The sequence below is a fragment of the Thioclava marina genome, from assembly GCF_002020135.1.
Classification (GTDB): domain Bacteria; phylum Pseudomonadota; class Alphaproteobacteria; order Rhodobacterales; family Rhodobacteraceae; genus Thioclava; species Thioclava marina.
Genome location: NZ_MPZS01000001.1, coordinates 944,174 through 968,105 on the forward strand (window position 1 = coordinate 944,174; position 23,932 = coordinate 968,105).

Genomic DNA, 23,932 nt, shown 5'->3' on the forward strand with positions numbered 1-23,932 from the left:
CGGAGTCGAGTCTGCAAAGCCGGCGGATCAGTCTTGCGCCACCGCCCCTTCCACGAAGGCGATCAGCCGCGGCAGGCAATGGGTGCGCAGATCGTAGCGATCGAGGATATGGGCGCGGGCGGCGGCACGCATCGGCGCGAAACGCTCGGGCGCTGCCAACCCCTCGGTCAGCGCGCGTGACCAGCCGGGGATATCGAAGAAATCCACCAGCCGCCCGGTTTGGCCATCGGTGATCACCTCGCGCACGGGGGCGGTGTCGGAGGCCACGACCGCGCAGCCCGCCGCCATCGATTCCATCAGCGACCAGCTCAGCACGAACGGATAGGTCAGGTAGGCATGGGTGCGGCTGACATGGAGCATGTCGATAAAATCGGCATAGGGGATGCGACCGAGGAAATGCACGCGGCTGAGATCGAGACGGTCGCGCACCTCGTCGAGGAATTTCTGTTTCCAGCTCGTCGCATCCTTGGGGGCGCCGCCGTAGCTCTGGCCTTCCTCGCCCACGATCAGCACATGGGCGTCGGGCCGCGCGGCCAGCACATCGGGCAGCGCGCGCATGAAGGAGTGATAGCCCCGATAGGGTTCGAGCGAGCGGTTCACGAAGGTCAGGACCTCGTCGCCGGGGCGGAAGGTGAGCGTGGTTTCGGGCACGCAAAACCGCGCGTCCGGGTTCGGCGCGAGACGCGCGCAATCGATCCCGTCATGGCAGACGGTCAGCTTGGCGCGCAGCTCCGGGGGGAAGGTCGCGGCCTGAAACCCGGTCGGAGAAAGACCGGCATCGGCCTGCACCATCGCCTGGATCAGATGGGCCGAGCGCGCGGTGGTCGAGATACGGCTCTCAAGGCCGGGATTCTGGAATTCCGCGTCGAAATCGGTATCCATCCCGGTCGTGCGATACATCAGCTCGGCATAGATCAGCAGTTTCGCTTCGGGCCAGACCTCGCGCAGGAACAACGTCTCGCCCCAGCCGGAATGGCCGAAGATCACGTCCGGCACGAAACCGTGCGTATCGCGCAGCTGCCGCGCGGCGAAGGCCACGCGCGCGCCGCGCTGCGCGCTTTCGGCATAAAGACGGGTGAGCCGCGACGAGAGTTTCACCTCCTCGGGCTTGCGGTACTTCATGACCTTCACCGGCGAGGGGCGCTGGTTCGTCTCCACCGTCAGCGCGAGCACCTCATGCCCGCGCGCGGCCAGCGCCGGGGCGAGATGCACGAATTGTGCCGGAAAGTTCTGGTGGACGAAGAGGATCTTCATGCGGTCTCGGGTTCGAGCGCGCTCTTGCCGAGCGCCGCAGCCATCAGTTGCCGCGTGTATTCGGTCTGCGGATTGGCGAAGACCTCTGCCGCCGCGCCCGCCTCGACCACGTCGCCGCGCTTCATCACCATCACCTTGTGGCTGAGCGCGCGCACCACCCGCAGATCGTGGCTGATGAAGAGATAGGCGAGCCCGTGGCGTTTCTGCAGGTTGCGCAAAAGCTCCACGATCTGCACCTGCACCGTCATGTCGAGCGCCGAAGTGGGCTCGTCCAGCACCACCACCTTGGGCCGCAGGATCATCGCGCGCGCGATGGCGATGCGCTGGCGCTGGCCGCCCGAGAACTCGTGCGGGTAGCGCTCCATCATCGTCGGATCGAGCCCGGTTTCCTCCATGATCTCGGCCACCATTTCGCGCCGGTTGCGGCCCGGATCGACGCCGTGGACGGTCAGGCCTTCGCCGATGATCTGCTCGACGGTCATGCGCGGCGAGAGCGAGCCGAACGGGTCCTGGAAGACGATCTGCATGTCGCGGCGCAGCGCGCGCAGCTGGCGCGCCTGCCATTGCGAGATGTCCTCGTTCTCGTAGATGATCGGCCCTTCGGAGGCGATCAGCCGCATGATCGCAAGCGCGAGCGTGGTCTTGCCCGAGCCGGATTCCCCGACGATCCCCAGCGTTTCCCCTGCCCTGACCGACAGCGAGGCGTCATTGACCGCCTTCACATGGCCGATGGTCTTGCGCAGCAACCCGCGCTGGATCGGGAACCAGATCTTCAGATGCTCGGTGCGCACCAGTTCCGGCGCGTTCTCGGGCACCGGGTCGGCCATGCCGGTGGGCTCGGCAGCGAGCAGTTTCTTGGTGTAGGGGTGCTTCGGGTTGGCGAAGATATCCTCGGTCTTGCCCTGCTCCACGATCTCGCCATTCTGCATCACGCAGACCCGATCCGCGATGCGCCGCACCACGCCGAGGTCATGCGAGATGAACAGCAGGCTCATCCCCATGTCGCGTTTCAGATCGGCCAAGAGTTCGAGGATCTGCGCCTGGATCGTCACGTCGAGCGCGGTCGTGGGCTCGTCCGCGATCAGCAGATCGGGCCCGTTCGCCAGCGCCATCGCGATCATCACGCGCTGGCGCTGCCCGCCCGAAAGCTGGTGCGGATAATCGGCCAGACGGCTCTCGGGGTTCTGGATGCCGACCTTGTCGAGCAGCTCGATGATACGCTTTTTCGCCTCCTCGCCGCGCACGCCCTGGTGCAGCGCGAGGCTTTCGCCGATCTGCTTTTCCAGCGTGTGCAGCGGGTTCAGCGAGGTCATCGGCTCCTGGAAGATGAAGCTGATATCGTTGCCGCGCACCGCCATAAGGTCGCGTTCCGAGGCGCCGATCATCTCGCGCTCCTCGTAGCGGATCGAGCCTTCGAGCTTGGCGTTGCCGCCCACCAGCGCCACGGTCGACAGCGCCGTCACCGATTTCCCCGAACCGGACTCGCCCACGAGCGCGACTGTCTCGCCCGCGTTCACGGTGAAGCTGACGCCCTTCACGGCCGGGGTGTATTTGCCCTCCGACCGGAAAGAGACCTTCAGGTTTTCGACCTCGAGAACCGGTTTCATCGGAACACCTTTCTGGGGTCGAACGCGTCGCGGATGCCCTCGAAGACGAAGACCAGAAGCGAGAGCATGATGGCGAAGGTGAAGAAGGCCGAGAAGGCGAGCCACGGCGCCTGCAGGTGCTGTTTGCCCTGCAGCGCGAGTTCGCCGAGGCTGGGTGCGGAGGACGGCAACCCGTAGCCCAGATAGTCGAGCGAGGCGAGCGCCCCGATCGCGCCGGTGATCACGAAAGGCAGCATCGTCAGGGTCGCCACCATCGCGTTCGGCAGGATGTGGCGGAACATGATCACGCGGTCCGACACGCCCAAGGCGCGCGCCGCCCGGACATATTCGAAATTGCGCGCGCGCAGGAACTCGGCGCGCACCACGCCCACCAGCGCGGGCCAGCCGAAGAGGATCGAGACGAAGACCAGCAGCCAGAAACTGCGCCCGAGGATCGCGAAGAGAATGATGATGACGTAGAGCGACGGCGTGGAGGACCAGATCTCGAGGATACGCTGGAAAATCAGGTCCGTCTTGCCGCCGAAATAGCCCTGAACGGCCCCCGCCGCGATCCCGATCACCGAGCCGATCCCGGTCACGATCAGCGCGAACAGAACCGAGGTGCGGAAGCCGTAGATCACGCGGGCCAGCACGTCGCGCGCGGTGTCATCCGTGCCCAGCCAGTGCGCGGCATCGGGGGCCGAGGGCGCGGTGCCCACATCGTTGATCGTGTTGTAGCTGTAAGGGATCGGCGGCCAGAGCATCCAGCCCTTGTCGATCTTTTCGCCGTCGATCTCGCCGGTCTTCAGCGCCTCTTGCGCCAGCGCCTGCGGGTCGTCGGCATCGAAACAGGTCTCGCTCCCGCCGGTCTCGATCAGGCATTGCACGACCGGGTCGCGATAGATCGCCTCGGTGCGGAAATCGCCGCCGAAAGCGGTCTCGGGGTAGAATTTGTAGATCGGGAAATAGAGCTCGCCACGATAGCTGACGACGATCGGTTTGTCGTTCGCGATGAACTCCGCGAACATCGAGGCGACGAACAGGACCGAGAAGATGATCGCCGACCAGAAGGCGCGCTTGTTGGTCTTGAAATTGCGCCAGCGGCGTTGGTTGAGAGGGGAAAGCGCCATCAGCCCGCCCTCTTCTCGAAGTCGATGCGCGGATCGACGAAGACATACATCATGTCCGACAGGATATTAACCACGAGCGAGATCAGCCCGAACATGTAAAGCGTGCCGAAGATCACCGGGTAATCCCGCTCGACCGCCGCCTGGAAGCCCAAGAGGCCCAGCCCGTCGAGCGAGAAGATCGTCTCGACGATGATCGAGGCGCCGAAGAAAATCCCGAGGAACTGCGCCGGGAAACCCGCGATCACGATCAGCATCGCGTTGCGGAAGACATGGCCGTAAAGCACCTTCTTTTCCGCGAGGCCCTTGGCGCGGGCGGTCATCACATATTGCTTGTTGATCTCGTCGAGGAAGGAGTTCTTCGTCAGCAACGTCATCGTGGCGAAGCTCGCGATCGTCGTTGCCGTGACCGGCAGCGCGATATGCCAGAGGTAATCGAGCGCCTTGCCCACCATCGTGAGCTGATCGAAATTGTCCGAGGTCAGGCCGCGTAGCGGGAAGATCTTGAAATAGCTGCCGCCTGCAAACAGCACCATCAGCATCACCGCGAACAGGAAGCCGGGGATCGCGTAGCCCACGATGATCGCGCCCGACGTCCAGGTGTCGAACGGCGTGCCGTCGCGCACCGCTTTGCGGATGCCGAGCGGGATCGAGATGATATAGGCGAGGATCGTCGACCACAGCCCCAGCGTGATCGAGACCGGCATCTTGTCGAGCACGAGGTTCACCACGCTTTCATTGCGGAAGAAACTCGTGCCGAAATCGAAGGTCAGATAGCCCTTCATCATCAGCGCGAAACGCTTCCAGGCGGGGATCTTCTCCTTGTGGCAGGCGGGGTCCTTCAGGTCGGGCGTGCCGGTGAAGCCCTCGTCGCAGACGACGCGCGCAAAGCCCATCTGCACTTCCAGCTGATTGAGCAGTTCGGGAGAGATCCCGCGTGCGCCCTGATAGCCGCTATCCTCCACGCCGCCCTGGTTCTGCGTGCCAGCATCGCCGCCGCCCGAGATGTTGCGCATCGAATCCGCCTCGCCCTGCACGCGGGCGATGACCTGTTCGATCGGCCCGCCGGGGACGAATTGCGTCAGCGTGAAATTGATGATCATGATCCCCAGCAACGTGGGGATCACCATCAGCAATCGCCGCAGGATATAGGCACCCATGTCCGGCCCTCTGCTCGTTTATCGGCGGTCGCTCAGAGCGCGCCGCTCGCTTTCAGTTTCTTGGCCTTCTCGGCGTCATACCACCAGAAATCCAGCTCTCCCAGCGAATAGGGCGGCAGGGTCTGGGGGTGATCATACATGTCGTAGTACGCGACGGTATAGGTGGGCTTGAACCATTGCGGCACCCAGAAGCGCATCGCGCGCAGGGCGCGGTCGAGCGCATGGACGCGCGGCAGCAGTTCTTCCTGCGTTTTGGCCTCCTCGACCATGCGGATCATCTTGTCGACGGCCGGGTTCTTCAGCCCCATCGCGTTGAACACGTCATCCGCGCCGCCCGAGCCGAAATATTGCTGGAGATCGGCGCCCGGAATGTAGTCCTGCCCGAGATGGGTCGTGATCATGTCGAAGTCGTGGCTGCGGCGGCGGTTCTCATATTGGCTGTCGTCGACACGCTCCATCTTCGCGTCGACACCCAGCGCGCGCAGGTTCTGGACGTAAGGGTTGATGACCCGGTCGAAGGTCTGGCTGTCATTGAGGATCGAGACGGTGAGGGTCTCGCCCTTCGCATTGCGCCGCATTCCGTCATCGCCCACGACCCAGCCGGCCTCTTCGAGAAGGGCGGCCGCCTTGCGCATGTTCTTGCGGTCGAGCTGACGTTTGCCCGAAATCGGCGGGATCACCGCATCCTCGGTCAGGACGCCCTCGGGCAGATCCTTGGCGAGCGGTTCGAGGATCTTCAACTCCTCGGGCGACGGCTTGCCCTGCGCCTGAAGCTCCGAGTTTTCCCAGATACTCTCGACCCGGTCATAGAGGCCGTAGAATAGGGTCTCGTTCGACCATTCGAAGTTGAACATCAGCCCCAGCGCCTCGCGCACGCGGATGTCGTCGAATTTCGCCCGGCGCAGGTTGATCGCGAAGCCCTGCCCCGAGGCGATATTGCCATTGGGCAGTTCCGCCTTGACGATTTCGCCCGTCTGCATCGCGGGGAAATCATAGCCCGTGGCCCAGATGATCGAGCTCGCCTCGTTGCGGAAGGTGTAGGTGCCCGATTTGAACCCCTCGAAGGCGGATTGGTAATCACCGAAATACTCGATCCGGATCTTGTCGAAGTTCGCGCGGCCCTTGTTGATCGGCAGATCCTTTCCCCAGTAATCGGGATTGCGCGTCCAGGTGATCGAGCGGTTGTCCTTCACGCTGCCGAACATGTAGGGCCCCGAGCCGATGAAGGGCACATCGGAGGTCTGCGACAGGTCGATCTTGTCGCGTTCGAACTGCGCCTTGGAGAAAACCGGAAGACCGGCGACCGACTGGATGATGTCGCGGCGCGGGTAATCGGGCTGGAACTCGAAGCGCACATGCTTGTCGTCGAGCGCCTCGGCCGATTTGACCTGCTGGGCGATCACGGCGCGAAACGAGCTCAGCCCCTTGTCGCGCAGCTGCTCGTAGGAAAAGACCACGTCCTGCGCGGTCAGCGGCGAGCCGTCCGAGAACTTGATCCCGTCGCGGAGGGTAAACACCACCCAATCCTTCGACCCGGGATATTCGAGGCTTTCGCAGAGAAGACAGTAAAGCTCGCCTACCGTATCGGCGGTGCCTTCCATCAGCGATTCCATCGGGGCCGAGGAGAGTGCCGCCGCGCGTCCCTGAATCGAATAGGGGTTGTAATTGTCGAAACCGCCCGGCGCCCATTCGGAAATTTCGCCGCCCTTGGGTGCATCCGGGTTGGCGTAATCGAGATGGGCGAAATCGGCCGGGTATTTCAGAGAGCCCAGCGTCGCGATGCCGTAAGAGGTGATCGTGTCTTGCGACGTGTCCTGGGCATGGGCTCCGAAGGCCAGCGCCGCCCAGATCATCCCCGCCGCGATCAGACCGTTCAGGGCGCGCGGCCCCTGATCCAGCCAATTCGCCCCGATCGCCCTGCTCGCCACGCACGTCTCACCCATGCACACCTGCTCCCTGATCCAAACCGCTTTCCGTCCGACCAAGCTAAAAGCCTATGGCCCTGTCCGGCAAGTTACGAATCTGTAAAGGGGCGCGCGGAAATGTGAAAGGGCCGCCCCGAAGGACGGCCCTTTATCTGCCGATGCAACTGCGCTCAGTTCGAGTGCTCTTGCAGATAGGCGATCACGTCGTTGCGGTCCTCGGCCTTTTTCAGACCAGCGAAGGACATCTTGTTGCCCGGGATGTAATCTTTCGGGTTCGCAAGCCATTCGTTGAGTGCTTCGAGAGTCCACTCGCCGCCATGGGCCTTGATCGCGTCGGAATAGCCAAAGCCGTCGACCGAAGCGACTGCGCGGTTGACCACGCCATCAAGATGCGGACCGACGCCGTTCTTGCCTTCGAGGCTGTGGCAGGCCTTGCACTTGCCAAAGATCTTCGCGCCCTTGGCCGCATCGCCGGTGCCCAGCTCGACCGTTGCGACCTGCTCTTCGGCGCCCGCGTTGCCGCCTTCTTCCTGAGCATCCAGAAGCCCGCCCGGAGCCGCGGACATCATGTCGGCCTGCGCATGTTCGCCGCCCGAGTGATCCTCGGCTTCGCCCACCGTGTAGAGCGCGCTCGAGGCCCAGGCCATGAGAAGGAAGAACAGCAGGCTGCCCAGAAGCGCGCCGGCTGCCTTTGTGAGGGTCATGGTGTTGAACATGTCTCGTCCCTAGATATGCGTCGTCGTCCCGCGCATCTATCCGCACGGACCCCTTTAGATCAAGGGAACTTTACCGAAAGTGAACGGAATTCCCAAGCGCCGTTGTGATAACGCCGCGTGAGCGATGCGCGCCCCTGCCCTCTTCCCTTCGCGCCCCTCACGGGCTAGGCAGTCGCAACGGGACTGATGGTCGGAGGGTGAAGCGATGAGCGGGACAAGTCAGGCAGGACGCACGGGCCGCATCGCCTTTCAGGGCGAACCCGGCGCTTACTCGCATCAGGCCTGCCGCGACGCGCGCCCCGGTCTCGAGGCCGTGCCTTGCCACACCTTCGAGGATGTCATCGACACGGTGAAGCGCGGCGAGGCCGATCTCGCGATGCTGCCGGTCGAGAATTCGACCTATGGCCGGGTGGCCGACATTCACCGCCTTCTCCCCGAGTCGGGGCTGCATATCCTCGACGAAGCCTTCGTGCGCGTCCACATTAGCCTGATGGCCCTGCCCGGCGTCCAGATCGAGGAACTCGAGAAGGTGCGCGCGCATCTGGTGCTGTTGCCGCAAGCGGCGAGCTTCCTGTCGAAATACGGCATCAAGGGCGAGGCCGCAGCCGACAGCGCAGGCGCTGCTGCAGAGCTTGCGCAGACACAGACGCGCTCGGTGGGCGTGCTCGCCTCCGACATGGCGGCCGAAACCTACGGGCTCAACATCCTCGCGCGCCACATCGAGGATCACGCCCACAACACCACACGCTTCCTGATCATGGGCAAACAACCCGACCGGACGCGGCGCGCCGACAAGATGATGACCACGTTCGTCTTCCGCGTGCGCAACATTCCGGCCGCGCTCTACAAGGCGATGGGCGGGTTTGCGACGAATGGCGTGAACATGACCAAGCTCGAAAGCTACATGGTGGGCGGCAACTTCACCGCGACCCAGTTCTATGCCGATGTCGAGGGCCATCCCGACGATCCGGCGCTCCAGCGTGCGCTCGAAGAGCTCGATTATTTCACCAGCTATCTCGAGATTCTCGGGGTCTACCCGGCCGATCCCCAACGCGAGGACTGATCGGACGCGCGCGGTTCCGACGTATCAGGCCTTCTCGGCCTGACGCTCGATATCCTCGGCGAAAAGATCGACGCGCTCCTTGAAGCGGCGTTCGAGATTGCCCTTGCCGAGCTTGGCCGATTGCACCATGAGCCGCGCGCCGAGCGAGCGCGGTTTCACCTCGAGCCCGACCATGAGGCGCGTGCGGCTTTTCGAAAGTTCGGTCAGTGCGCATTCGAGCACCGCCTCGAAACTCTTGGAGGCGCCGGCATATTCGATCATTTCCGGATGCTCGAAGCGGCGGATATCCGTGATCAGCTGGCGCTGCTTGCCGCGAAAGCGAAAGCCGATATCCCAGGACATGCCCGCCCCCGGCTCGGTCAGCGCATCAAGGCGCTGGAGCGTGATCCCGCGACGCAGCGCCACCCGCTCGAAAGACCCGAAATCGGCCAGACGCTCGAAGACGAACTCCGCAGGCGCTGCGATGTCGGTGCGGGTCGAGAATTTCATCGGCGGGCTCCTTGCGCGTCAGTGCGGGGCATCCCCCTTCGGACGGCAAAGTGGCGTCAATCGAGCCGGTCCGCAAGCCACTCGCGCATCAGCCATCCCGCAATCGCACCGGCGCGCGGCGGACTGATCTCCGGATCACGCCCGGCCAGCACGCACAGAAGCCGCTCGCGCGAAATCCAGCGCGCATCGGCGATCTCGACCGGGTCGATGGTGATCTCGGAACTGGTGGCGATGCCGTGACAGCCCAGCATCAGCGAGGCCGGGAAGGGCCAGGGCTGCGAGGCGACGAAGCGCACCGGCCCGACATGCACGCCCGCCTCCTCGAACACCTCGCGGCGCACGGCCGCCTCAAAGGTCTCGCCCGGCTCCATGAAGCCCGCAAGCGCCGAATACATGGTCTCGGGCCAATGCGGACCGCGCCCCAACAGCACTTCGTTGCCGCGCGTGATCAGCATGATCACCACCGGGTCGGTGCGCGGAAAATGCGGCCGCTCGCAATCGGGGCAACGGCGTTGCCAGCCCGACTGCTCGGGCACGCTCGCGGCACCGCAAAATGAACAGAAGCTGTGTGAGCGGTGCCACTCCAGCATCGCCCGAGCGGTCGCGGCGATTTCGGCCTCGGCCGGGGTCAGCAATCCCATCCGGCCGCGCAGCTCGGCGAAGACGACGCCTTCGGGCAGGTCCGGATGGCGCTGCTCGCTCGGATCGAAGAAAGCCGCGCCGTCGGGACGCTCTCCCTCGGGCTCGAACGCCGAGAGATCCCGGGCGAAAATCGCGCGGCCATCGGCGAGCCCCACGAACAGCTCCAGCCCATCAATCCCGGCAAGGACCGGATCGGCACAGGGCAACAGATGAAGCCCCTGCGCATCGAACAGCGGCCGCCCACGCCAGAGCCCGATCACCCGCGATTGCGGATCCGCGCGAAACGCCGCAAGCGCCTCGGCGTCCCCGCGCAGATGGGCGGCTCGGTCCAGCCCGCCTTGTGGATTGACGAAAGCCAGCCCCCTCGGGTCGAGACGCCCTCCCCTTGCGGGCGGCATGGCAGAGGCGGCGGCGGGGCGAGGATCGGTCATGGGAGGCTCTCCTTTATCCAAAGGCTTCTCACAGCACAGACGGCGAAGCCAGAGCGCAATCGACATACAAGCACCCCGCTCGCGCAAAAGAGAAAATCAATGTTGCGCGCAATTTAGCTACTAGCGAAGTGCAAACCTCTACTTTAGGTTGACTCGAAGAATGTTGGCCTATTTCGGTCAGGGCGCGATCGCGGCAAACCGCGACTAAGGGAAGAAGATGGGGCAACGACCTCACCGGGCAACCGGGCAGAATGCTGATCTGCGTTGTGCGACGCTTTCGCTGAGGCTTCTTGAAACCACGGACCTCCACGGCCAGCTGCGCGCCTACGACTATTTTGCCGACCGGCCCGCGCCCCATACAGGGCTTGCCGCTCTTGCGCCCGAAATCGCGCAGGCACGCTCCGAGGTCTCCAACTGCCTTCTCTTCGATTGCGGCGATTTCCTGCAGGGCACGCCGATCACGCAGATCTGGGGCGATGGCGATCCCGCCCTCGCAGACAGCCCGAACCCGATGATCGCGGCGATGAACGCGGTGGGATATGACGCGGCTGCGCTTGGAAATCACGAGTTCGATTTCGGCCTCGCCCAGCTCGAAAGGGCCGTGGCCGAGGCGAATTTCCCGCTCGTCTGCGCCAATCTCGAACGCGCCCCCCACAGCGAGAGCCCCGAAGCCCGGGGCAAGGTCGTACCCTGGCTGATGATCGAGCGCGAGATGCAAGACGACGCAGGCCAGCCGCAGCCAATGCGCATCGCGGTGATCGGCGTGCTGCCGCAACCGACGCTGGGCTGGATGCAGAAACGTCAGTCCAATGAGATGACGACGACCTGCCTCGAGCAGGCCTTGCGCCACCATCTCGTGCATATCCGCGAAACTCGCCCCGATCTGGTGATCGTGCTGGCCCACACGGGGATTGCGCCGCTCGAAGCGGGCGAGCACGACCGCGCTCGCGACGCCGAGCATGCAGCGCTGGCAGTGGCAGAACTGGACGGGGTCGATGTCGTGCTCGCAGGCCATGACCACCGTCTCTTCCCTGATCGCACCCGCCCCGCCACTCCCGGAATCGATCCGATCGGAGCGACACTCGCCGGAAAACCCGCGATCAACGCCGGCGCGGCAGGAACCCGTCTGGGCGTGCTCGATCTGACGCTGGAGCGCCGCGACGGGCGCTGGCAGATCGTCCGACACACCGCAGCCCTGCGCCGCGTCCGCCCCGGCGAGCCACGCGAATGCACCGAGATCCTGAACGCGAGCGCCCCCGCCCATGCCGCGACGCTTGCCCATATGCGCCGCGAGATCGGCGAGAGCACGGTGCCGCTGCACAGCTATTTCAGCATGATCGCCCCGGACCGCAGCCTCTCCTTGAAGGCGCGCGCGGGCTTTTCCCATGCCGCCGAACGGTTGCGCGGGCACCCGCTCGAAGCACTCCCGCGTCTGGCCGCCGTCTCGATTTTCAAATCCGGCGGGCTTGGCGGTGCGGGCAATTTCATCGACATTCCCGCGGGCAAGCTGCGGGTGAGCCATATTGACGATCTCTACCTGTTCAACAACGGCATCGGCGCGGTCGAGATCACCGGCGCGGAACTGCTCGACTGGCTTGAACAATCGGCCTCGGTTTTCGTCCAGCTCACCCCGGGCGAGGATGCGCCGCGCCTGCGAGACCCAAGTTTCGCGAGCTACCAGTTCGACGTGATCTCGGGGCTGCGCTACGAGATCGACCTGAGCCAGCCGCCCCGCTACGCCGCCGACGGGCGTTGCATCGCGCCCAGCGCCACGCGCATTCGCAACCTCACCCATGCGGGCCGCCCCATCGCCCCGGCCGACCGCTTCGTCTTGCTGAGCAACGATTTCCGGCTCTCGGGTGGCAACGGCTTCCAGCTCCGAGGGCGACCGATCGGACTTGATCCAGAACCGGTTCTGGTTCGCGAACTCCTGCAACGCGAAATTCGGGCCGCGACACCCGCCCTCGAAATCGAGGCCGAGCCGATATGGCGCTTCGCGCCGATGCCGGGCACGCGGGTCATCTGCCTTACAGGGCCGGGCGCGCAGGCCCATCTGCACGAGCTTGCGGCCCACGGGGTGCGTGCCACCCCCCTGCCTCTCGATACTGACGGCTTCCTGCCACTGCAGATCGCTCTGTGACGCCGCAACGCGGCGCCCAATTTTCTTGCAATAGCAAAACTCACCGCCCAAAACTTAATCACACAACCGTGAGCCCGCGCTCCGAGCCCGCGCCGTGTCCGGTTTCGATTTACCCTCCGGCGCGCGTGGAGAGGATCGGGCTCGACATCCGATCAGATCAGTGAGGGACACCATGCTGCATATCAAACCGGGCCTCTTCGCGGCCCTCGCGCTCGGCCTCTCGGCCACGTTCGCGCAAGCTGAAACCAAGATGCCTTTCGCGCTCGACTGGAAATTCGAAGGCCCCTCGGCGCCCTACTTCCTCGCCGTTGACGAAGGCTTCTACGGCAATGCCGGGCTCGACGTGGAGATTGCCGAAGGCAAGGGCTCGCTCGACGCGATCCCGAAAGTCGCGACCGGCGCTTATCCGGTTGGCTTTGCCGATATCAACTCGCTGATGAAATTCCTAGACCAGAACCCCGGCGCGCCGGTCACGGCGGTGATGATGGTCTATGACAAGCCGCCTTTCGCCGTCGTGGGCCGCAAGTCGCTGGGTGTGAACGAACCCAAGGATCTCGAAGGCAAGGTGTTGGGGGCCCCGCCGCCGGACGGCGCCTGGGCGCAATTCCCGATCTTCGCCAAGGAAACCGGCCTCGACATGGACAAGATCAAGGTCGAGCCCGTCGGCTTCCCGACCCGCGAGCCGATGCTGGCCGAAGGCAAGGTCGATGCGGTCACCGGCTTCTCCTTCTCCTCGACGCTCAACCTCAAGCGCCTCGGCGTGGCGATGGACGACCAGTCGGTGCTCTTGATGGCCGATTACGGCGTGGCGCTTTACGGCAACGCGATCATCGTGAACACCGATTACGCAAAAGCCCATCCCGAAGAGATCACCGGCTTCATCAAGGCCACTGCCGAGGGCTGGAAAGCCGCCATCGCCGATCCGGGCAAGGCGGTCGACTCGCTTCTCAAGCGCAACCCGGCAGCCGACAAGGCGCTGGAGACCGAGCGCCTGCAGATGGCGATCGACGCGAACGTGCTGACCGATTACGTCAAGGCCAACGGCATGGGCGGGATCGACGCGGACCGCATGGCCACCGCGATCGAGCAGACGAAAACCGTCTACGAGTTCCAGAACGCGCCCGACGCGGCCGCTTATTTCGACAGCGAATACCTGCCCGACGCGGCGGATCTGAAGATCGACTGATCCTTCCTCTTGGGGGCGGACCTCCTCCCGTATCGTCCGCCCCCTCTTTTTCTTTCTCTTCCCGGCCCCTCATGGAAAACCTCATCGACATTCGCGGCGTCACCCACGCCTACAAGACCAAGCATGGGGCGCTGCCGGTGCTCGACAATCTCGACATCCAGGTGCCGCAGGGCGAGTTCTGCGCCGTCGTCGGCCCATCGGGCTGCGGCAAGTCCACGCTGACGCGGCTCGTCGCCGGGCTGATGAAACCCGATCAGGGCGAAGTCTGGTTGCATGGCGAGAAGGTCACCTCCCCGCGCAAGACCGTCGGCATGGCCTTCCAGAACCCGGTGATGCTGGAATGGCGCTCGATCATCGACAACGTGATCCTGCCGCTCGAGATCGTCGCCCCCTCGATGTCCAAGGCCGAGAAATACGCCCGCGCCGAACACCTGCTCGAGATGGTCGGCCTCAAGGGGTTCAGCAACAAGCGCCCCTCTGAACTGTCGGGCGGCATGCGTCAGCGCGCCTCGCTGTGCCGCGCCATCGTGCACAAACCGGACGTGCTGATCATGGATGAACCCTTCGGCGCGCTCGACAATTTCACCCGCGAGGACCTGTGGCAGACGATGCGCGACCTGCGCGCCGCCGAACCCTTCACCGCCGTTCTCATCACCCACGACCTGCGCGAGAGCGTGTTCCTCGGCGATCAGGTCATCGTGCTCTCGGGCCGCCCCGCCCATACGCAATATGTGCTGGATGTGGACCTGCCCGCAGATCGCACGATCGACATTCTCTACGAGCCGAAAGCCGTCGACATGCTGCACCTGCTGCGCGACCAGATCCGGATCGCACAGGGCCGCGACGGGGAGGTGCACTGATGGACTTCAAGAAAATCCTCACCCCGATCCTGTCGATCATCGCCTTCCTCGCGCTCTGGGAGTTCATCGTTTGGGTCAATGGCTGGCCAAATTACGTGATGGCCTCGCCCTCGGATCTGCCCGCCGCCTATATCCGCTACTGGCAGCTGTTCCTGATCGACAGCTGGCAGACGCTCTGGCGCACCGTCGCGGGGCTCGCGCTGGCCATCGTCTTCGGCACGTTCCTCGGCATGGTGATGGGCTTTTCCAAGACCGCCCGCGACGCGCTCTACCCGCTGCTGGTGGGCTTCAACGCGATCCCGAAGGCGACCGTGGTGCCGGTTCTGGCGCTCCTTTTCATCGGCGCGCATGACTTCAACACCGTGCTGATGGCCTTCATGATCTCTTTCTTTCCGATCGCGGTGTCGGTGGGGATTGGCCTGTCGACACTCGAGCCCGAATATCGCGACATCCTCGGCGCGCTCGGCGCGTCGAAATTCACCATCTTCCGCAAGATCGCCCTGCCGAAGACGCTTCCCGAATTCTTCGGCGCGCTGAAGGTCTCGGTGACGCTGGCCTTCATCGGCACCAACCTCGTCGAGATCATCTCGCCACACGGAAAAGGCCTCGGCGCGCTGTTTCTCTCGGGCCAGACCAACGGGGATTACCCGCTGATGTTCGCGGTCCTCATCGCCTTGGCCTTCCTCGGCATCCTTCTTTATTACGCCGTCGTCGCGCTGGAGAAGATCTTCGCCGGCTGGGCCGAGCGGCAACCGGGCTGAGGGGGCGCTGCCCCCTCTGGCTTTGCCATTCACCCCCGGGATATTTGAGCCAAGAGGAAGTAACCGGTCTTCATCTGGCCGAAAATACTCCAGGGGGAGGTGCGGCGCGCACCGGGGGCAGAGCCCCATTCACGCTCCGCGCTTGCGAATCTGGTTCGGGTTTCCTATATCGCCTCTCGAGAGGTTGGCGCGGGCGAGCGCCTCGCCAACCCGGTCAGGTCCGGAAGGAAGCAGCCGCAACGAGCCCCGCTTGGGTCGCTGTCCAGCCTCTCACCTTATCCCCCCGAAATGGCGCCGCGTCACCATGCCAGCTTGTGAGCGCTCGCCTCTTCGCTAATCTTCGCGTCAAATGGGAGGATTTGCCATGTTCCGTATCGCTTTGGCCGCTCTGGCCTTTCTGCCTGCGCCGCTCTTCGCGGGCACGCTCACCACGGTCGAGGTCGCGCCGAATATTTATGCCATCGAAGGCCCGTTCGGGCAGCGCGACGCCGAGAACCTCGGCAACAACGCAACCTTCGGGCTGATCGTGACGGAGGAGGGCGCGGTTCTGGTCGATGCGGGGGGCTCCTACAAGGGGGCAGCGGCGCTTGACGCGGTGATCGGCACGCTGACCGATCAGCCGGTGAAATACGTCATCGACACGGGCGGGCAGGATCACCGCTGGCTCGGCAATGGCTACTGGAAAGAGCACGGGGCCGAGATCATCACTTCGGAGGACGCGCTCGCCGATCAGAAGGCCCGCGCCTCGATGGAGCTGACGATGCTCGACGCGCTGCTGGGCAAGGAGGCGCTTGCGGGAACCGAGCCGGTCTATGCCGGAACCACTTTCGACGAGAGCTACACGCTTACCCTGGGCGGGCGCGAGATCGCGATCACCCATCCCGGCCCCGCCCATACGCCCGGCGACAGTTTCGTCTGGCTGCCTGCGGAGAAGGTGATGTTCACCGGCGATATCGTCTTCGTCGGCCGTATCCTTGGCGTGCTCGACATGTCCTCGTCGAAAGGCTGGGTCGAGGCGTTCGAAGCCATGGCCGCGCATGAGCCCACCCATGTCGTGCCCGGTCACGGCCCAGCCACCGATCTCGCCACAGCCACCCGCGACACCTATGATTACCTGACCAATCTGCGTGCCCGGATGGCCGAGTATATCGATGGCGGCGGCGATATCATCGGCTCGGTCGACGTGGACCAGTCGCAATTCGAATACCTTCAGGATTTCGACACGCTCTCCAAGCGCAACGCGCAGGCTGTGTTCAGCCAGATGGAATGGGAATGAGCCGGGTGGACGCCGGAGGCGCGGGGGCCTAATCTGGCGCCTGCGCAAGACACCGGAGCCCCGATGACCGACACCCAATACCAGGTTCTCGCCCGCAAATACCGCCCCGCCACCTTTGCCGACCTGATCGGTCAGGATGCCATGGTGCGCACGTTGAAGAACGCCTTCGCCGCCGACCGGATCGCGCAGGCCTTCATCATGACGGGGATTCGCGGCACGGGGAAAACGACCACGGCGCGGATCATCGCGAAGGGGCTCAATTGCGTGGGCCCCGATGGTCAGGGCAACCCCACCACCGAGCCCTGCCTGCAATGCGAGCATTGCAAGGCCATCGCCGAGGGCCGCCATGTCGACGTGATGGAGATGGACGCCGCCTCGCGCACGGGCGTCGGCGATATCCGCGAGATCATCGAGTCAGTGCATTACCGGGCGGCCTCGGCGCGCTACAAGGTCTATATCATCGACGAGGTTCACATGCTCTCCACGAGCGCGTTCAACGCGCTTCTGAAGACGCTGGAGGAACCGCCCGCCCATGTGAAATTCATCTTCGCCACGACCGAGATCCGCAAGGTCCCGGTGACGGTGCTCAGCCGCTGCCAGCGCTTCGATCTGAAGCGGATCGAGCCCGAGGTGATGATCGACCATCTCAAACGGATCGCGGAAAAGGAAAACGCGCAGATCGCGCATGACGCGCTGGCGCTGATCACCCGTGCGGCAGAAGGCTCGGTGCGCGATGCGATGTCGCTGCTCGATCAGGCCATTGCCCACGGTGCAGGCGAGACCACGGCCGAGCAGGTCCGCGCGATGCTGGGCCTTGCCGATCGCGGCCGGGTGCTCGATCTTTTCGACATGATCCTGCACGGGCAGGCCGCCGAGGCTCTGACGGAACTCGCCGCGCAATATGCCGACGGGGCCGACCCGATGGCGATCCTGCGCGATCTGGCCGAGATCACGCATTGGGTCTCGGTGATCAAGGTGACGCCCGAAGCCGCCGAAGATCCGACCGTCCCCCCCGAGGAGCGCAATCGCGGCCAGGAGATGGCCGCCGCCCTGCCGATGCGGGTCCTGTCGCGGCTCTGGCAGATGCTCCTGAAGGCGCTGGAAGAGGTCGCGGGGGCACCCAATGCGATGATGGCGACCGAGATGGCGGTGATCCGCATGACCCATGTGGCCGACCTGCCCGACCCTGAAACGCTGATCAAGAAGATCCAGCAGGGCAGCGCGCAGACGCAAGCTGCGGGCCGTGGCCCCGCGCCCTCGACCGGCCCTGTCCATGGCGCGACGCTGCGCGCCCGGCGCGCCGGTGGCGGCGCGGTCGCCGCCGCAGCCCCTGCCCCGCAGCACGACCCGATGGCCGATGCGCTCGCGCGCTTTGCCAGCTTCGACGACGTGGTCGACCTGATCGCCCGGATGCGCGACATGACCCTGCTGCTCGAGGTCGAGAGCAACCTGCGCCTCGTGAGCTACCGCCCCGGCCGGATCGAGTTCGAACCGACCCCGCGGGCCTCGCGCGATCTCGCCGCGACCCTTTCGGCACGGCTGCAAGGCTGGACCGGCGCGCGCTGGGGGGTCTCCGTGGTCTCCGAAGGCGGCGCGCCCACCATAGCCGAGGTGAAAGCCGCCGAGATGGCCAAGGCGCAATCCGAGGCGATGGCGAACCCGCTAGTCGCCGCGATCTTCGAAGCCTTCCCGCAAGCGCAATTCGACGAGATTGCAACCGCCGAGGACCTGGCCGCCGAGATCGAGACCGAGGCACTGCCCGAGGTCGAGGATGAATGGGATCCCTTCGAGGAAGGGTGAAGCCGCTCCCTGCGGCTCGGGCGACCAGCCCGGACCGCTCCCGACCGGCCTCCGGAAAGGCTCATTCGCAAGAAAACGCGGGTACGCGCGCCTTCACGACAAAGCGCCAGACCACATCTACCAGCCATGCACCCCAGAGGATCGGGCGAGAAGCATACGGACTTCGCCAATCGTTTTCCCGCCTTCTCCCTTGTCCGTCCCCGCGCCGATGCGTATCTCTGGACCCAAGCCAAACGTGACGGAGTGAGCGATGTTCAAGGGATTGGGCGCCATGGGCGACATGGCCAAGATGATGAAGGCCGCCAAGGAAATGCAGGAGAAGATGGGCCAGCTCCAGGAGGAGCTGAAATCCATCGTGGTCATCGGCGAGGCCGGGGCCGGCCTCGTGCAGGCGCGCGCTACCGCCAAGGGTGAGCTGACCGGCCTCTCCATCGACCCCTCGATCCTTCAGGCCTCGGAAAAGGAAGTCGTCGAGGATCTGATCCTCGCCGCGATCAAGGACACGCAGGCCAAGGCGAAGATCCGCGAGCAGGAAGAACAAAAGCGCCTCCTGCGCGAGCTCGGCCTGCCCGAGAACATGGACCTGCCGGTCTGAGATGACGGGCGGGCGCGACGAGATCGAGGCGCTGATCGCCCTGATGGCGCGGCTGCCGGGGCTCGGGCCCCGCTCGGCGCGCCGGGCGGTGCTGCACCTGATTTCGAAACGCGCCCAGTTGATGGGACCCTTGGCCGAATCCATGGCCGGGGTCGCCCGCACGGCGCGTGAATGCGCGCGCTGCGGCAATATCTCGACCTCCGCCATCTGCGACATCTGCGAAGACGAGCGCCGTGCCACGGGCGAGATCTGCGTGATCGAAGACGTGGCCGATCTCTGGGCGATGGAACGCGGCCACGCCTTCAAGGGTCGCTACCATGTGCTGGGCGGCACGCTTTCCGCGCTCGACGCGATCGGGCCCGAAGACCTGCGCATCCCCGATCTTTTGGAACGGGTCGCGGCCGAGGGGATCTCGGAAGTGATCCTCGCGCTCAACGCGACCGTCGAAGGCCAGACGACCGCTCATTACATCGCCGAAGCGCTCGAGGGGCGCGGCGTCACGGTCACCAGCCTCGCGCAAGGCGTGCCGATCGGGGGCGAGCTCGACTATCTCGACGATGGCACGATCCAGGCAGCCCTTCGCGCCCGCAAGGCGTTCTGAACGCCTCCTTCCTCTTGGCTGAAATATCCCCGCCGGAGGCTCCTGCCCCGGCCTGCTCGCACTATCGTCAGGCAGGAGCTTGCCGGGTTGCGGCTGCCCACCATTGAACCCGCGCGCGGCCCTCGCTATCAGGGATGAAACCCCAACGAGAGATGAGAACTTCGAGCCGATGATCCGCCTCTATCATGTCGCCCTCTCCCCGTTCTGCCGCAAGGTCCGCCTGACGCTGGCCGAGAAGAAGCTCGAAGTCGAACTCGTCGAGGAGCGCTACTGGGAGCAGCAGCCCGATTTCCTGCGCCGCAACCCGGCGGGCAAGGTGCCGGTGCTGAAGATGGACGGGATGGTCATGGCCGAGAGCCAGGCGATCTGCGAATATATCGAGGAAACCCACCCCGAGGCCCCACTGATGCCGCGCGATCCCGCCGCGCGCTACGAAGTGCGCCGTCTTTGCGCCTGGTTCGACGACAAGTTCAACGACGAGGTTACCGCGAAGGTGATGGGCGAGCGGGTCTGGAAGAAGGTCCGCAAGGAAGGCTATCCCGACAGCAAGACCGTGAAGGCGGGGCTTTCGGCGATCAAGTATCACCTCGACTACATGGGCTGGCTGCTCGATCAGCGCCGCTGGCTCGCAGGCGATGTGATGACGCTCGCCGATTTCGCCGCCGCCGCGCATCTGAGCTGCCTCGACTATATCTCGGATGTGGACTGGAACCGTCAGGAGGCGGTGAAGGACTGGTATGCGAAGATCAAGTCGCGCCCGGCCTTCCGTTCGCTTCTGGCCGATCAACTGCCGGGCATGCCGCCCGCGCCGCAATATGCGGAGCTGGATTTCTGAGATCCGGCGTCGAGGGGCGCTGCCCCGCTCCCTGCGGGAGCCCCCGGGATATTTTCGCCAAGAGGAAGAGGCCGCCGTGGACGATCTGAAGACACGGTTGGTCGCGAGGGCCCTCGAAGAAGGGTTCTCGAAGGCGCGGGTGACCACGCCCGATGCGATCCCGCAGGCCGCCGAGCGGTTGGAAGCCTTTGTGGATGCCGGGATGCATGGTCAGATGGGGTGGATGGAGGAGCGCCGGAACTGGCGTGGCAATCCGGCGGCGCTCTGGCCCGAGGCGCGCTCGGTCGTGATGCTGGCCGAGGCCTATACGCCGGATTACGACCCGCTGGACTTACTGGCGAGGCGCGACCGTGGCGTGATCTCGGCCTATGCGCAGGGCAAGGACTATCATGATCTGGTGAAGAAGCGACTCAAGCGGGTCGGGCGTTGGCTGCTCGATCAGGTCGAGGGCGAGGAGATCAAGGTCTTCGTGGATACCGCGCCGGTGATGGAGAAGCCCTTGGGACAGGCGGCGGGACTTGGCTGGCAGGGCAAGCACACGAACCTTCTGGCGCGCGATCTGGGGAGCTGGTTTTTTCTCGGTGCGATCTTCACCACCGTCGAACTGCCGCCCGACACGCCTGAGATCAGCCATTGCGGGTCCTGCACGGCCTGCCTCGACATCTGCCCGACCGACGCCTTCCCCGCGCCCTATCAACTCGATGCGCGGCGCTGCATCTCCTACCTGACGATCGAGCACAAGGGGCAGATTGCGCCGGAGCTTCGCACGAAACTCGGCAACCGGATCTATGGCTGCGACGATTGCCTGGCGGCCTGCCCGTGGAACAAGTTCGCCGCCGAAGCGCGGGAGTTGCGCTATCACGGGGGCGTCGGCGCGCCGCCGCTGGCGGAGCTCGCGGCCCTTGACGATATGGCGTTCCGGGCACGTTTCGCGGGCTCGCCGATCAAGCGGATCGGGCGGGATCGGTTCTTGCGCAATGTGCTTTATGCGATCGGAAATTCCGGCGATCCGACGCTGCGCGACGCGGCCCGCCCCCATCAGAACGACCCCGACCCGGTGGTGGCCGAAGCGGCCGCCTGGGCCCTGATGCGACTGGCGTAAAATCGCGATTGCAAGCCCGGCGCGCCGCGCTAGCTTGGCGGCATGACCAGTTCTGCGCTTCCCACACCTTCGCCGATGACCGGCATCAGCCTCAAGCTCGGAGCCGTGATCGGTTTCGTGGTGATGCAGGCGATGATCAAGGCCGTGGCCTCGGAGGTGCCTCCGGGCGAAGCGGTCTTCTTCCGGTCGTTCATCGGGATTCTCCCGATCCTGATCTGGCTGGCCTGGCGACACGAGCTGGGACAAGGGCTGCGCGTGGCCAAGCCGATCAATCACGTGATGCGCGGGGTGATCGGGACGACGGCTATGGGCATGGGCTTTGCCGCGCTTGCCTTCCTTCCCCTGCCCGAAGCGACCGCGCTCGGCTATGCGGCCCCGCTTCTCACCGTGGTCTTCGCGGCGCTCTTGCTGAAGGAAACGGTGCGCGTTTTCCGGATTTCGGCGGTGGGGCTCGGCCTTCTGGGCGTGCTGATCGTGCTCTGGCCCAAACTCGGCGGCGAGGGCCCCGATGCCGGCGCCGAAGCGTTCGGCGCGGCGCTGGCATTGTCCGGGGCCACCTGCGCGGCGCTGGCACAGATCCAGATCCGGCGCATGGTCGGCACCGAGCGTGCCTCGGCCATCGTGTTCTGGTTCTCGGCCACCGCGAGCGTGCTGTCGCTTCTCTCCCTGCCCTTCGGCTGGGTGATGCCCGGACCACGTGAGGCGGCGCTTTTGATCGGGGCGGGGCTGCTGGGCGGGACGGCGCAGATTCTGCTCACCTCGGCCTATCGCTTTGCGGATGCCTCGGTCGTGGCCCCCTTCGATTACGCCTCGATGATCTTCGCGCTGGCGATCGGTTATTCGGTCTTCGACGAGATCCCGACGGCGGCGACGCTTTGGGGGGCCGCGCTGATCATCGCGGCGGGGATTGCGATTATCCTGCGCGAACATTGGCTTGGACTGGAACGACGCCGAGCGCGCAAGGCTGGCACACCCCAAGGTTGAGCCGCTTTCCGCCTGCGACGAAAAAACGTCGCCCCAAGCATCCCCGACTCATTACAAATCTGTTATAAACACGGCGTAGCGATGAAGAGAGGAGGAAGATCCATGTCCCGTCACATCATCGACCACGCCAAGCCGAATTCCGACGGTTCGCGTCTCAAGCGGTTCCTCGAACTGCAGCGGCGTGAGGGCATCCATCCCGCGATCAAGGAGCTCAGCAAACGCGAGCAGCCCGTCAACGGTGCGCGCATGAAGCAGTTCCTCAAGATCGAGCGGGCCGAAGCGACCTGAGCACCGCACGACAGGGCCTTCTGCGGAAGACCGGCATAGCAAAAAGGGCGCGCCCGATCCGGTGCGCCCTTTTCCGTTTGTCTGGCGTTGAGGCGCGTCAGGCGCGCACGAGTTTCTCGTAGGTCTCGGCGATATCGCGGGTGAGCGCACCGACCTCGAAGTTGAACTCGCGGATCTGGCTCACGGGCGTGACCTCGGCGGCGGTCCCGGTCAGCCAGCACTGTTCGAACTCGGCCAGTTCGGTCGGCTCGATCAGGCGTTCATGAACGGTGACGCCCTTCTCCTTGAGCAGCCCGATCACGGTCTGGCGGGTGATGCCGTTGAGGAACACGTCGGCCTTGGGCGTATGCACTTCGCCATCCTTCACGAAGAAGATGTTCGCGCCGGTCGCCTCGGCCACGTAGCCGCGCCAATCCATGAAGAGCGCGTCCGAATAGCCACGATCCTCGGCCGCGTGCTTGGACATGGTGCAGATCATGTAGAGACCGGCGGCTTTCGCCTCGGCCGGGATCGTGCGCGGGTCGGGGCGGCGCCATTTCGCGATGTCGAGCTTGGCGCCCTTCATCTTCGCGTCACCGTAGTAGTTGCCCCATTCCCAGCCGGCCACGGCCAGACGGACCGGGTTCTTGCGCGCCGAGACACCCATGTCCTCGCCCGCACCGCGCCATGCCACCGCGCGCACATAGGCGTCGGTCCAGCCATTGGCCTTGAGCATGTCGTATTTCGCCTTTTCGATCTCTTCGACCGAATAGGGGATCTCCATGTCGAGCAGGTTGGCGGACTTGCGCAGGCGCTCGGAATGCTCGACGCCTTTGAAGATCTTGCCATTGTAGCAACGCTCGCCCTCGAATACCGAGGAGGCATAATGCAGCGCGTGGGTCAGAATGTGGACATTGGCGTCGCGCCATTCCACCAGTTTGCCATCCATCCAGATCTTGCCATCACGATCCTCATACGACCCGGCCATCATACCCTCCTTGCGGCTATGCCGATTTACGAATATTGCGCAATATTAGTCCGGTTCGGACATATTCTTGCGCGAAAACTGTCGCTCGGTAACAGTTGAGTCTTGGAAAGTCAACAAGGCTGACATAAAGTCACGCAAAAGAGA

General features: G+C 64.5%; 22 protein-coding genes and 1 other RNA gene. 14 read left to right on the forward strand and 9 right to left on the reverse strand.

The annotated features are described in order from the left end of the window. Nucleotides 1-27: 27 nt before the first annotated feature. The 6 genes from BMG00_RS04505 to BMG00_RS04530 form a co-directional block, all read right to left on the reverse strand. Nucleotides 28-1,254 (reverse strand): glycosyltransferase, encoded by a 1,227-nt coding sequence (locus BMG00_RS04505; RefSeq protein ID WP_078573502.1) that lies wholly within the window; start codon nt 1,252-1,254, stop codon nt 28-30. Then, nucleotides 1,251-2,861 carry an ABC transporter ATP-binding protein gene (locus BMG00_RS04510; protein WP_078573503.1) on the reverse strand — a complete coding sequence of 537 codons (1,611 nt, stop codon included), beginning with the start codon at nt 2,859-2,861 and terminating at the stop codon, nt 1,251-1,253. Before BMG00_RS04510 ends, BMG00_RS04505 begins: the two co-directional genes overlap by 4 nt. Then, a complete protein-coding gene (locus BMG00_RS04515) occupies nt 2,858-3,970 on the reverse strand; it encodes an ABC transporter permease (RefSeq protein ID WP_078573504.1) in 1,113 nt (370 codons plus the stop codon). Before BMG00_RS04515 ends, BMG00_RS04510 begins: the two co-directional genes overlap by 4 nt. Further along, entirely contained in the window at nt 3,970-5,127 is a 1,158-nt protein-coding gene (locus BMG00_RS04520; protein WP_078524846.1) for a microcin C ABC transporter permease YejB, read from the reverse strand. Before BMG00_RS04520 ends, BMG00_RS04515 begins: the two co-directional genes overlap by 1 nt. Nucleotides 5,128-5,159: 32 nt before the next feature. Then, nucleotides 5,160-6,980, reverse strand: a complete 1,821-nt coding sequence (locus BMG00_RS04525) for an extracellular solute-binding protein (RefSeq protein WP_245794997.1) — start codon at nt 6,978-6,980, stop codon at nt 5,160-5,162. Between the two features lie 242 nt (nt 6,981-7,222). Continuing rightward, a complete protein-coding gene (locus tag BMG00_RS04530) occupies nt 7,223-7,768 on the reverse strand; it encodes a c-type cytochrome (protein WP_078573506.1) in 546 nt (181 codons plus the stop codon). Between the two features lie 205 nt (nt 7,769-7,973). Between BMG00_RS04530 and BMG00_RS04535 the strand changes: the two genes are divergently transcribed. After that, the gene (locus BMG00_RS04535; protein ID WP_078524852.1) at nt 7,974-8,831 is read left to right on the forward strand and encodes a prephenate dehydratase; all 858 of its coding nucleotides are present in this window, start codon (nt 7,974-7,976) and stop codon (nt 8,829-8,831) included. A 24-nt stretch (nt 8,832-8,855) separates the two neighbouring features. On the opposite strand, the gene BMG00_RS04540 is transcribed toward BMG00_RS04535, so the two are convergent. Continuing rightward, complete coding sequence (locus BMG00_RS04540) at nt 8,856-9,320, reverse strand: SRPBCC family protein (RefSeq protein WP_078524854.1); 465 nt, start codon at nt 9,318-9,320, stop codon at nt 8,856-8,858. A 56-nt stretch (nt 9,321-9,376) separates the two neighbouring features. Next, a complete protein-coding gene (gene nudC / locus BMG00_RS04545) occupies nt 9,377-10,393 on the reverse strand; it encodes an NAD(+) diphosphatase (RefSeq protein WP_425443996.1) in 1,017 nt (338 codons plus the stop codon). A 217-nt stretch (nt 10,394-10,610) separates the two neighbouring features. On the opposite strand from nudC, the gene BMG00_RS04550 reads away from it, so the two are divergent. The 13 genes from BMG00_RS04550 (at nt 10,611) to BMG00_RS04610 (ending at nt 22,821) form a co-directional block, all read left to right on the forward strand. Next, nucleotides 10,611-12,533: a 5'-nucleotidase C-terminal domain-containing protein gene (locus BMG00_RS04550; RefSeq protein WP_078573507.1), complete on the forward strand. Its 1,923-nt coding sequence runs from the start codon at nt 10,611-10,613 to the stop codon at nt 12,531-12,533. Between the two features lie 172 nt (nt 12,534-12,705). Then, entirely contained in the window at nt 12,706-13,719 is a 1,014-nt protein-coding gene (locus BMG00_RS04555; protein ID WP_078573508.1) for an ABC transporter substrate-binding protein, read from the forward strand. Nucleotides 13,720-13,790: 71 nt separating this feature from the next. Continuing rightward, complete coding sequence (locus BMG00_RS04560; protein WP_078573509.1) at nt 13,791-14,579, forward strand: ABC transporter ATP-binding protein; 789 nt, start codon at nt 13,791-13,793, stop codon at nt 14,577-14,579. Beyond that, entirely contained in the window at nt 14,579-15,340 is a 762-nt protein-coding gene (locus BMG00_RS04565) for an ABC transporter permease (protein ID WP_078573510.1), read from the forward strand. Before BMG00_RS04560 ends, BMG00_RS04565 begins: the two co-directional genes overlap by 1 nt. Nucleotides 15,341-15,518: 178 nt before the next feature. Then, an RNA gene (gene ffs / locus BMG00_RS04570) (signal recognition particle sRNA small type) lies at nt 15,519-15,615 on the forward strand. 89 nt (nt 15,616-15,704) lie between these two features. Continuing rightward, nucleotides 15,705-16,616 (forward strand): MBL fold metallo-hydrolase, encoded by a 912-nt coding sequence (locus BMG00_RS04575; protein WP_158521678.1) that lies wholly within the window; start codon nt 15,705-15,707, stop codon nt 16,614-16,616. Between the two features lie 63 nt (nt 16,617-16,679). Then, on the forward strand, nt 16,680-18,416 hold the full coding sequence (locus tag BMG00_RS04580; RefSeq protein ID WP_078524868.1) for a DNA polymerase III subunit gamma/tau: 1,737 nt from the start codon (nt 16,680-16,682) through the stop codon (nt 18,414-18,416). A 250-nt stretch (nt 18,417-18,666) separates the two neighbouring features. Further along, nucleotides 18,667-19,011, forward strand: a complete 345-nt coding sequence (locus tag BMG00_RS04585) for a YbaB/EbfC family nucleoid-associated protein (protein ID WP_078524870.1) — start codon at nt 18,667-18,669, stop codon at nt 19,009-19,011. A gap of 1 nt (nt 19,012) precedes the next feature. After that, entirely contained in the window at nt 19,013-19,612 is a 600-nt protein-coding gene (recR, locus tag BMG00_RS04590) for a recombination mediator RecR (RefSeq protein WP_078524872.1), read from the forward strand. Between the two features lie 169 nt (nt 19,613-19,781). Continuing rightward, entirely contained in the window at nt 19,782-20,447 is a 666-nt protein-coding gene (gene fzlA / locus BMG00_RS04595; RefSeq protein WP_078524874.1) for an FtsZ-binding protein FzlA, read from the forward strand. Between the two features lie 76 nt (nt 20,448-20,523). Continuing rightward, on the forward strand, nt 20,524-21,549 hold the full coding sequence (queG, locus tag BMG00_RS04600; protein ID WP_245794951.1) for a tRNA epoxyqueuosine(34) reductase QueG: 1,026 nt from the start codon (nt 20,524-20,526) through the stop codon (nt 21,547-21,549). A gap of 42 nt (nt 21,550-21,591) precedes the next feature. Then, the gene (locus BMG00_RS04605; protein ID WP_078573513.1) at nt 21,592-22,533 is read left to right on the forward strand and encodes a DMT family transporter; all 942 of its coding nucleotides are present in this window, start codon (nt 21,592-21,594) and stop codon (nt 22,531-22,533) included. A 102-nt stretch (nt 22,534-22,635) separates the two neighbouring features. Further along, entirely contained in the window at nt 22,636-22,821 is a 186-nt protein-coding gene (locus tag BMG00_RS04610) for a hypothetical protein (protein ID WP_078524880.1), read from the forward strand. Nucleotides 22,822-22,918: 97 nt separating this feature from the next. On the opposite strand, the gene BMG00_RS04615 is transcribed toward BMG00_RS04610, so the two are convergent. Next, nucleotides 22,919-23,788, reverse strand: a complete 870-nt coding sequence (locus BMG00_RS04615) for a branched-chain amino acid aminotransferase (protein ID WP_078524882.1) — start codon at nt 23,786-23,788, stop codon at nt 22,919-22,921. Nucleotides 23,789-23,932: the final 144 nt, after the last annotated feature.

Coding starts and splice junctions, on each gene's coding strand:
- BMG00_RS04505 (WP_078573502.1), bottom strand. CDS start 1,254: ATGAAGATCCTCTTCGTCCACCAGAACTTTCCGGCACAATTCGTGCAT.
- BMG00_RS04510 (WP_078573503.1), bottom strand. CDS start 2,861: ATGAAACCGGTTCTCGAGGTCGAAAACCTGAAGGTCTCTTTCCGGTCG.
- BMG00_RS04515 (WP_078573504.1), bottom strand. CDS start 3,970: ATGGCGCTTTCCCCTCTCAACCAACGCCGCTGGCGCAATTTCAAGACC.
- BMG00_RS04520 (WP_078524846.1), bottom strand. CDS start 5,127: ATGGGTGCCTATATCCTGCGGCGATTGCTGATGGTGATCCCCACGTTG.
- BMG00_RS04525 (WP_245794997.1), bottom strand. CDS start 6,980: ATGATCTGGGCGGCGCTGGCCTTCGGAGCCCATGCCCAGGACACGTCG.
- BMG00_RS04530 (WP_078573506.1), bottom strand. CDS start 7,768: ATGTTCAACACCATGACCCTCACAAAGGCAGCCGGCGCGCTTCTGGGC.
- BMG00_RS04535 (WP_078524852.1), top strand. CDS start 7,974: ATGAGCGGGACAAGTCAGGCAGGACGCACGGGCCGCATCGCCTTTCAG.
- BMG00_RS04540 (WP_078524854.1), bottom strand. CDS start 9,320: ATGAAATTCTCGACCCGCACCGACATCGCAGCGCCTGCGGAGTTCGTC.
- nudC (WP_425443996.1), bottom strand. CDS start 10,393: ATGACCGATCCTCGCCCCGCCGCCGCCTCTGCCATGCCGCCCGCAAGG.
- BMG00_RS04550 (WP_078573507.1), top strand. CDS start 10,611: ATGGGGCAACGACCTCACCGGGCAACCGGGCAGAATGCTGATCTGCGT.
- BMG00_RS04555 (WP_078573508.1), top strand. CDS start 12,706: ATGCTGCATATCAAACCGGGCCTCTTCGCGGCCCTCGCGCTCGGCCTC.
- BMG00_RS04560 (WP_078573509.1), top strand. CDS start 13,791: ATGGAAAACCTCATCGACATTCGCGGCGTCACCCACGCCTACAAGACC.
- BMG00_RS04565 (WP_078573510.1), top strand. CDS start 14,579: ATGGACTTCAAGAAAATCCTCACCCCGATCCTGTCGATCATCGCCTTC.
- BMG00_RS04575 (WP_158521678.1), top strand. CDS start 15,705: ATGTTCCGTATCGCTTTGGCCGCTCTGGCCTTTCTGCCTGCGCCGCTC.
- BMG00_RS04580 (WP_078524868.1), top strand. CDS start 16,680: ATGACCGACACCCAATACCAGGTTCTCGCCCGCAAATACCGCCCCGCC.
- BMG00_RS04585 (WP_078524870.1), top strand. CDS start 18,667: ATGTTCAAGGGATTGGGCGCCATGGGCGACATGGCCAAGATGATGAAG.
- recR (WP_078524872.1), top strand. CDS start 19,013: ATGACGGGCGGGCGCGACGAGATCGAGGCGCTGATCGCCCTGATGGCG.
- fzlA (WP_078524874.1), top strand. CDS start 19,782: ATGATCCGCCTCTATCATGTCGCCCTCTCCCCGTTCTGCCGCAAGGTC.
- BMG00_RS04605 (WP_078573513.1), top strand. CDS start 21,592: ATGACCAGTTCTGCGCTTCCCACACCTTCGCCGATGACCGGCATCAGC.
- BMG00_RS04610 (WP_078524880.1), top strand. CDS start 22,636: ATGTCCCGTCACATCATCGACCACGCCAAGCCGAATTCCGACGGTTCG.
- BMG00_RS04615 (WP_078524882.1), bottom strand. CDS start 23,788: ATGGCCGGGTCGTATGAGGATCGTGATGGCAAGATCTGGATGGATGGC.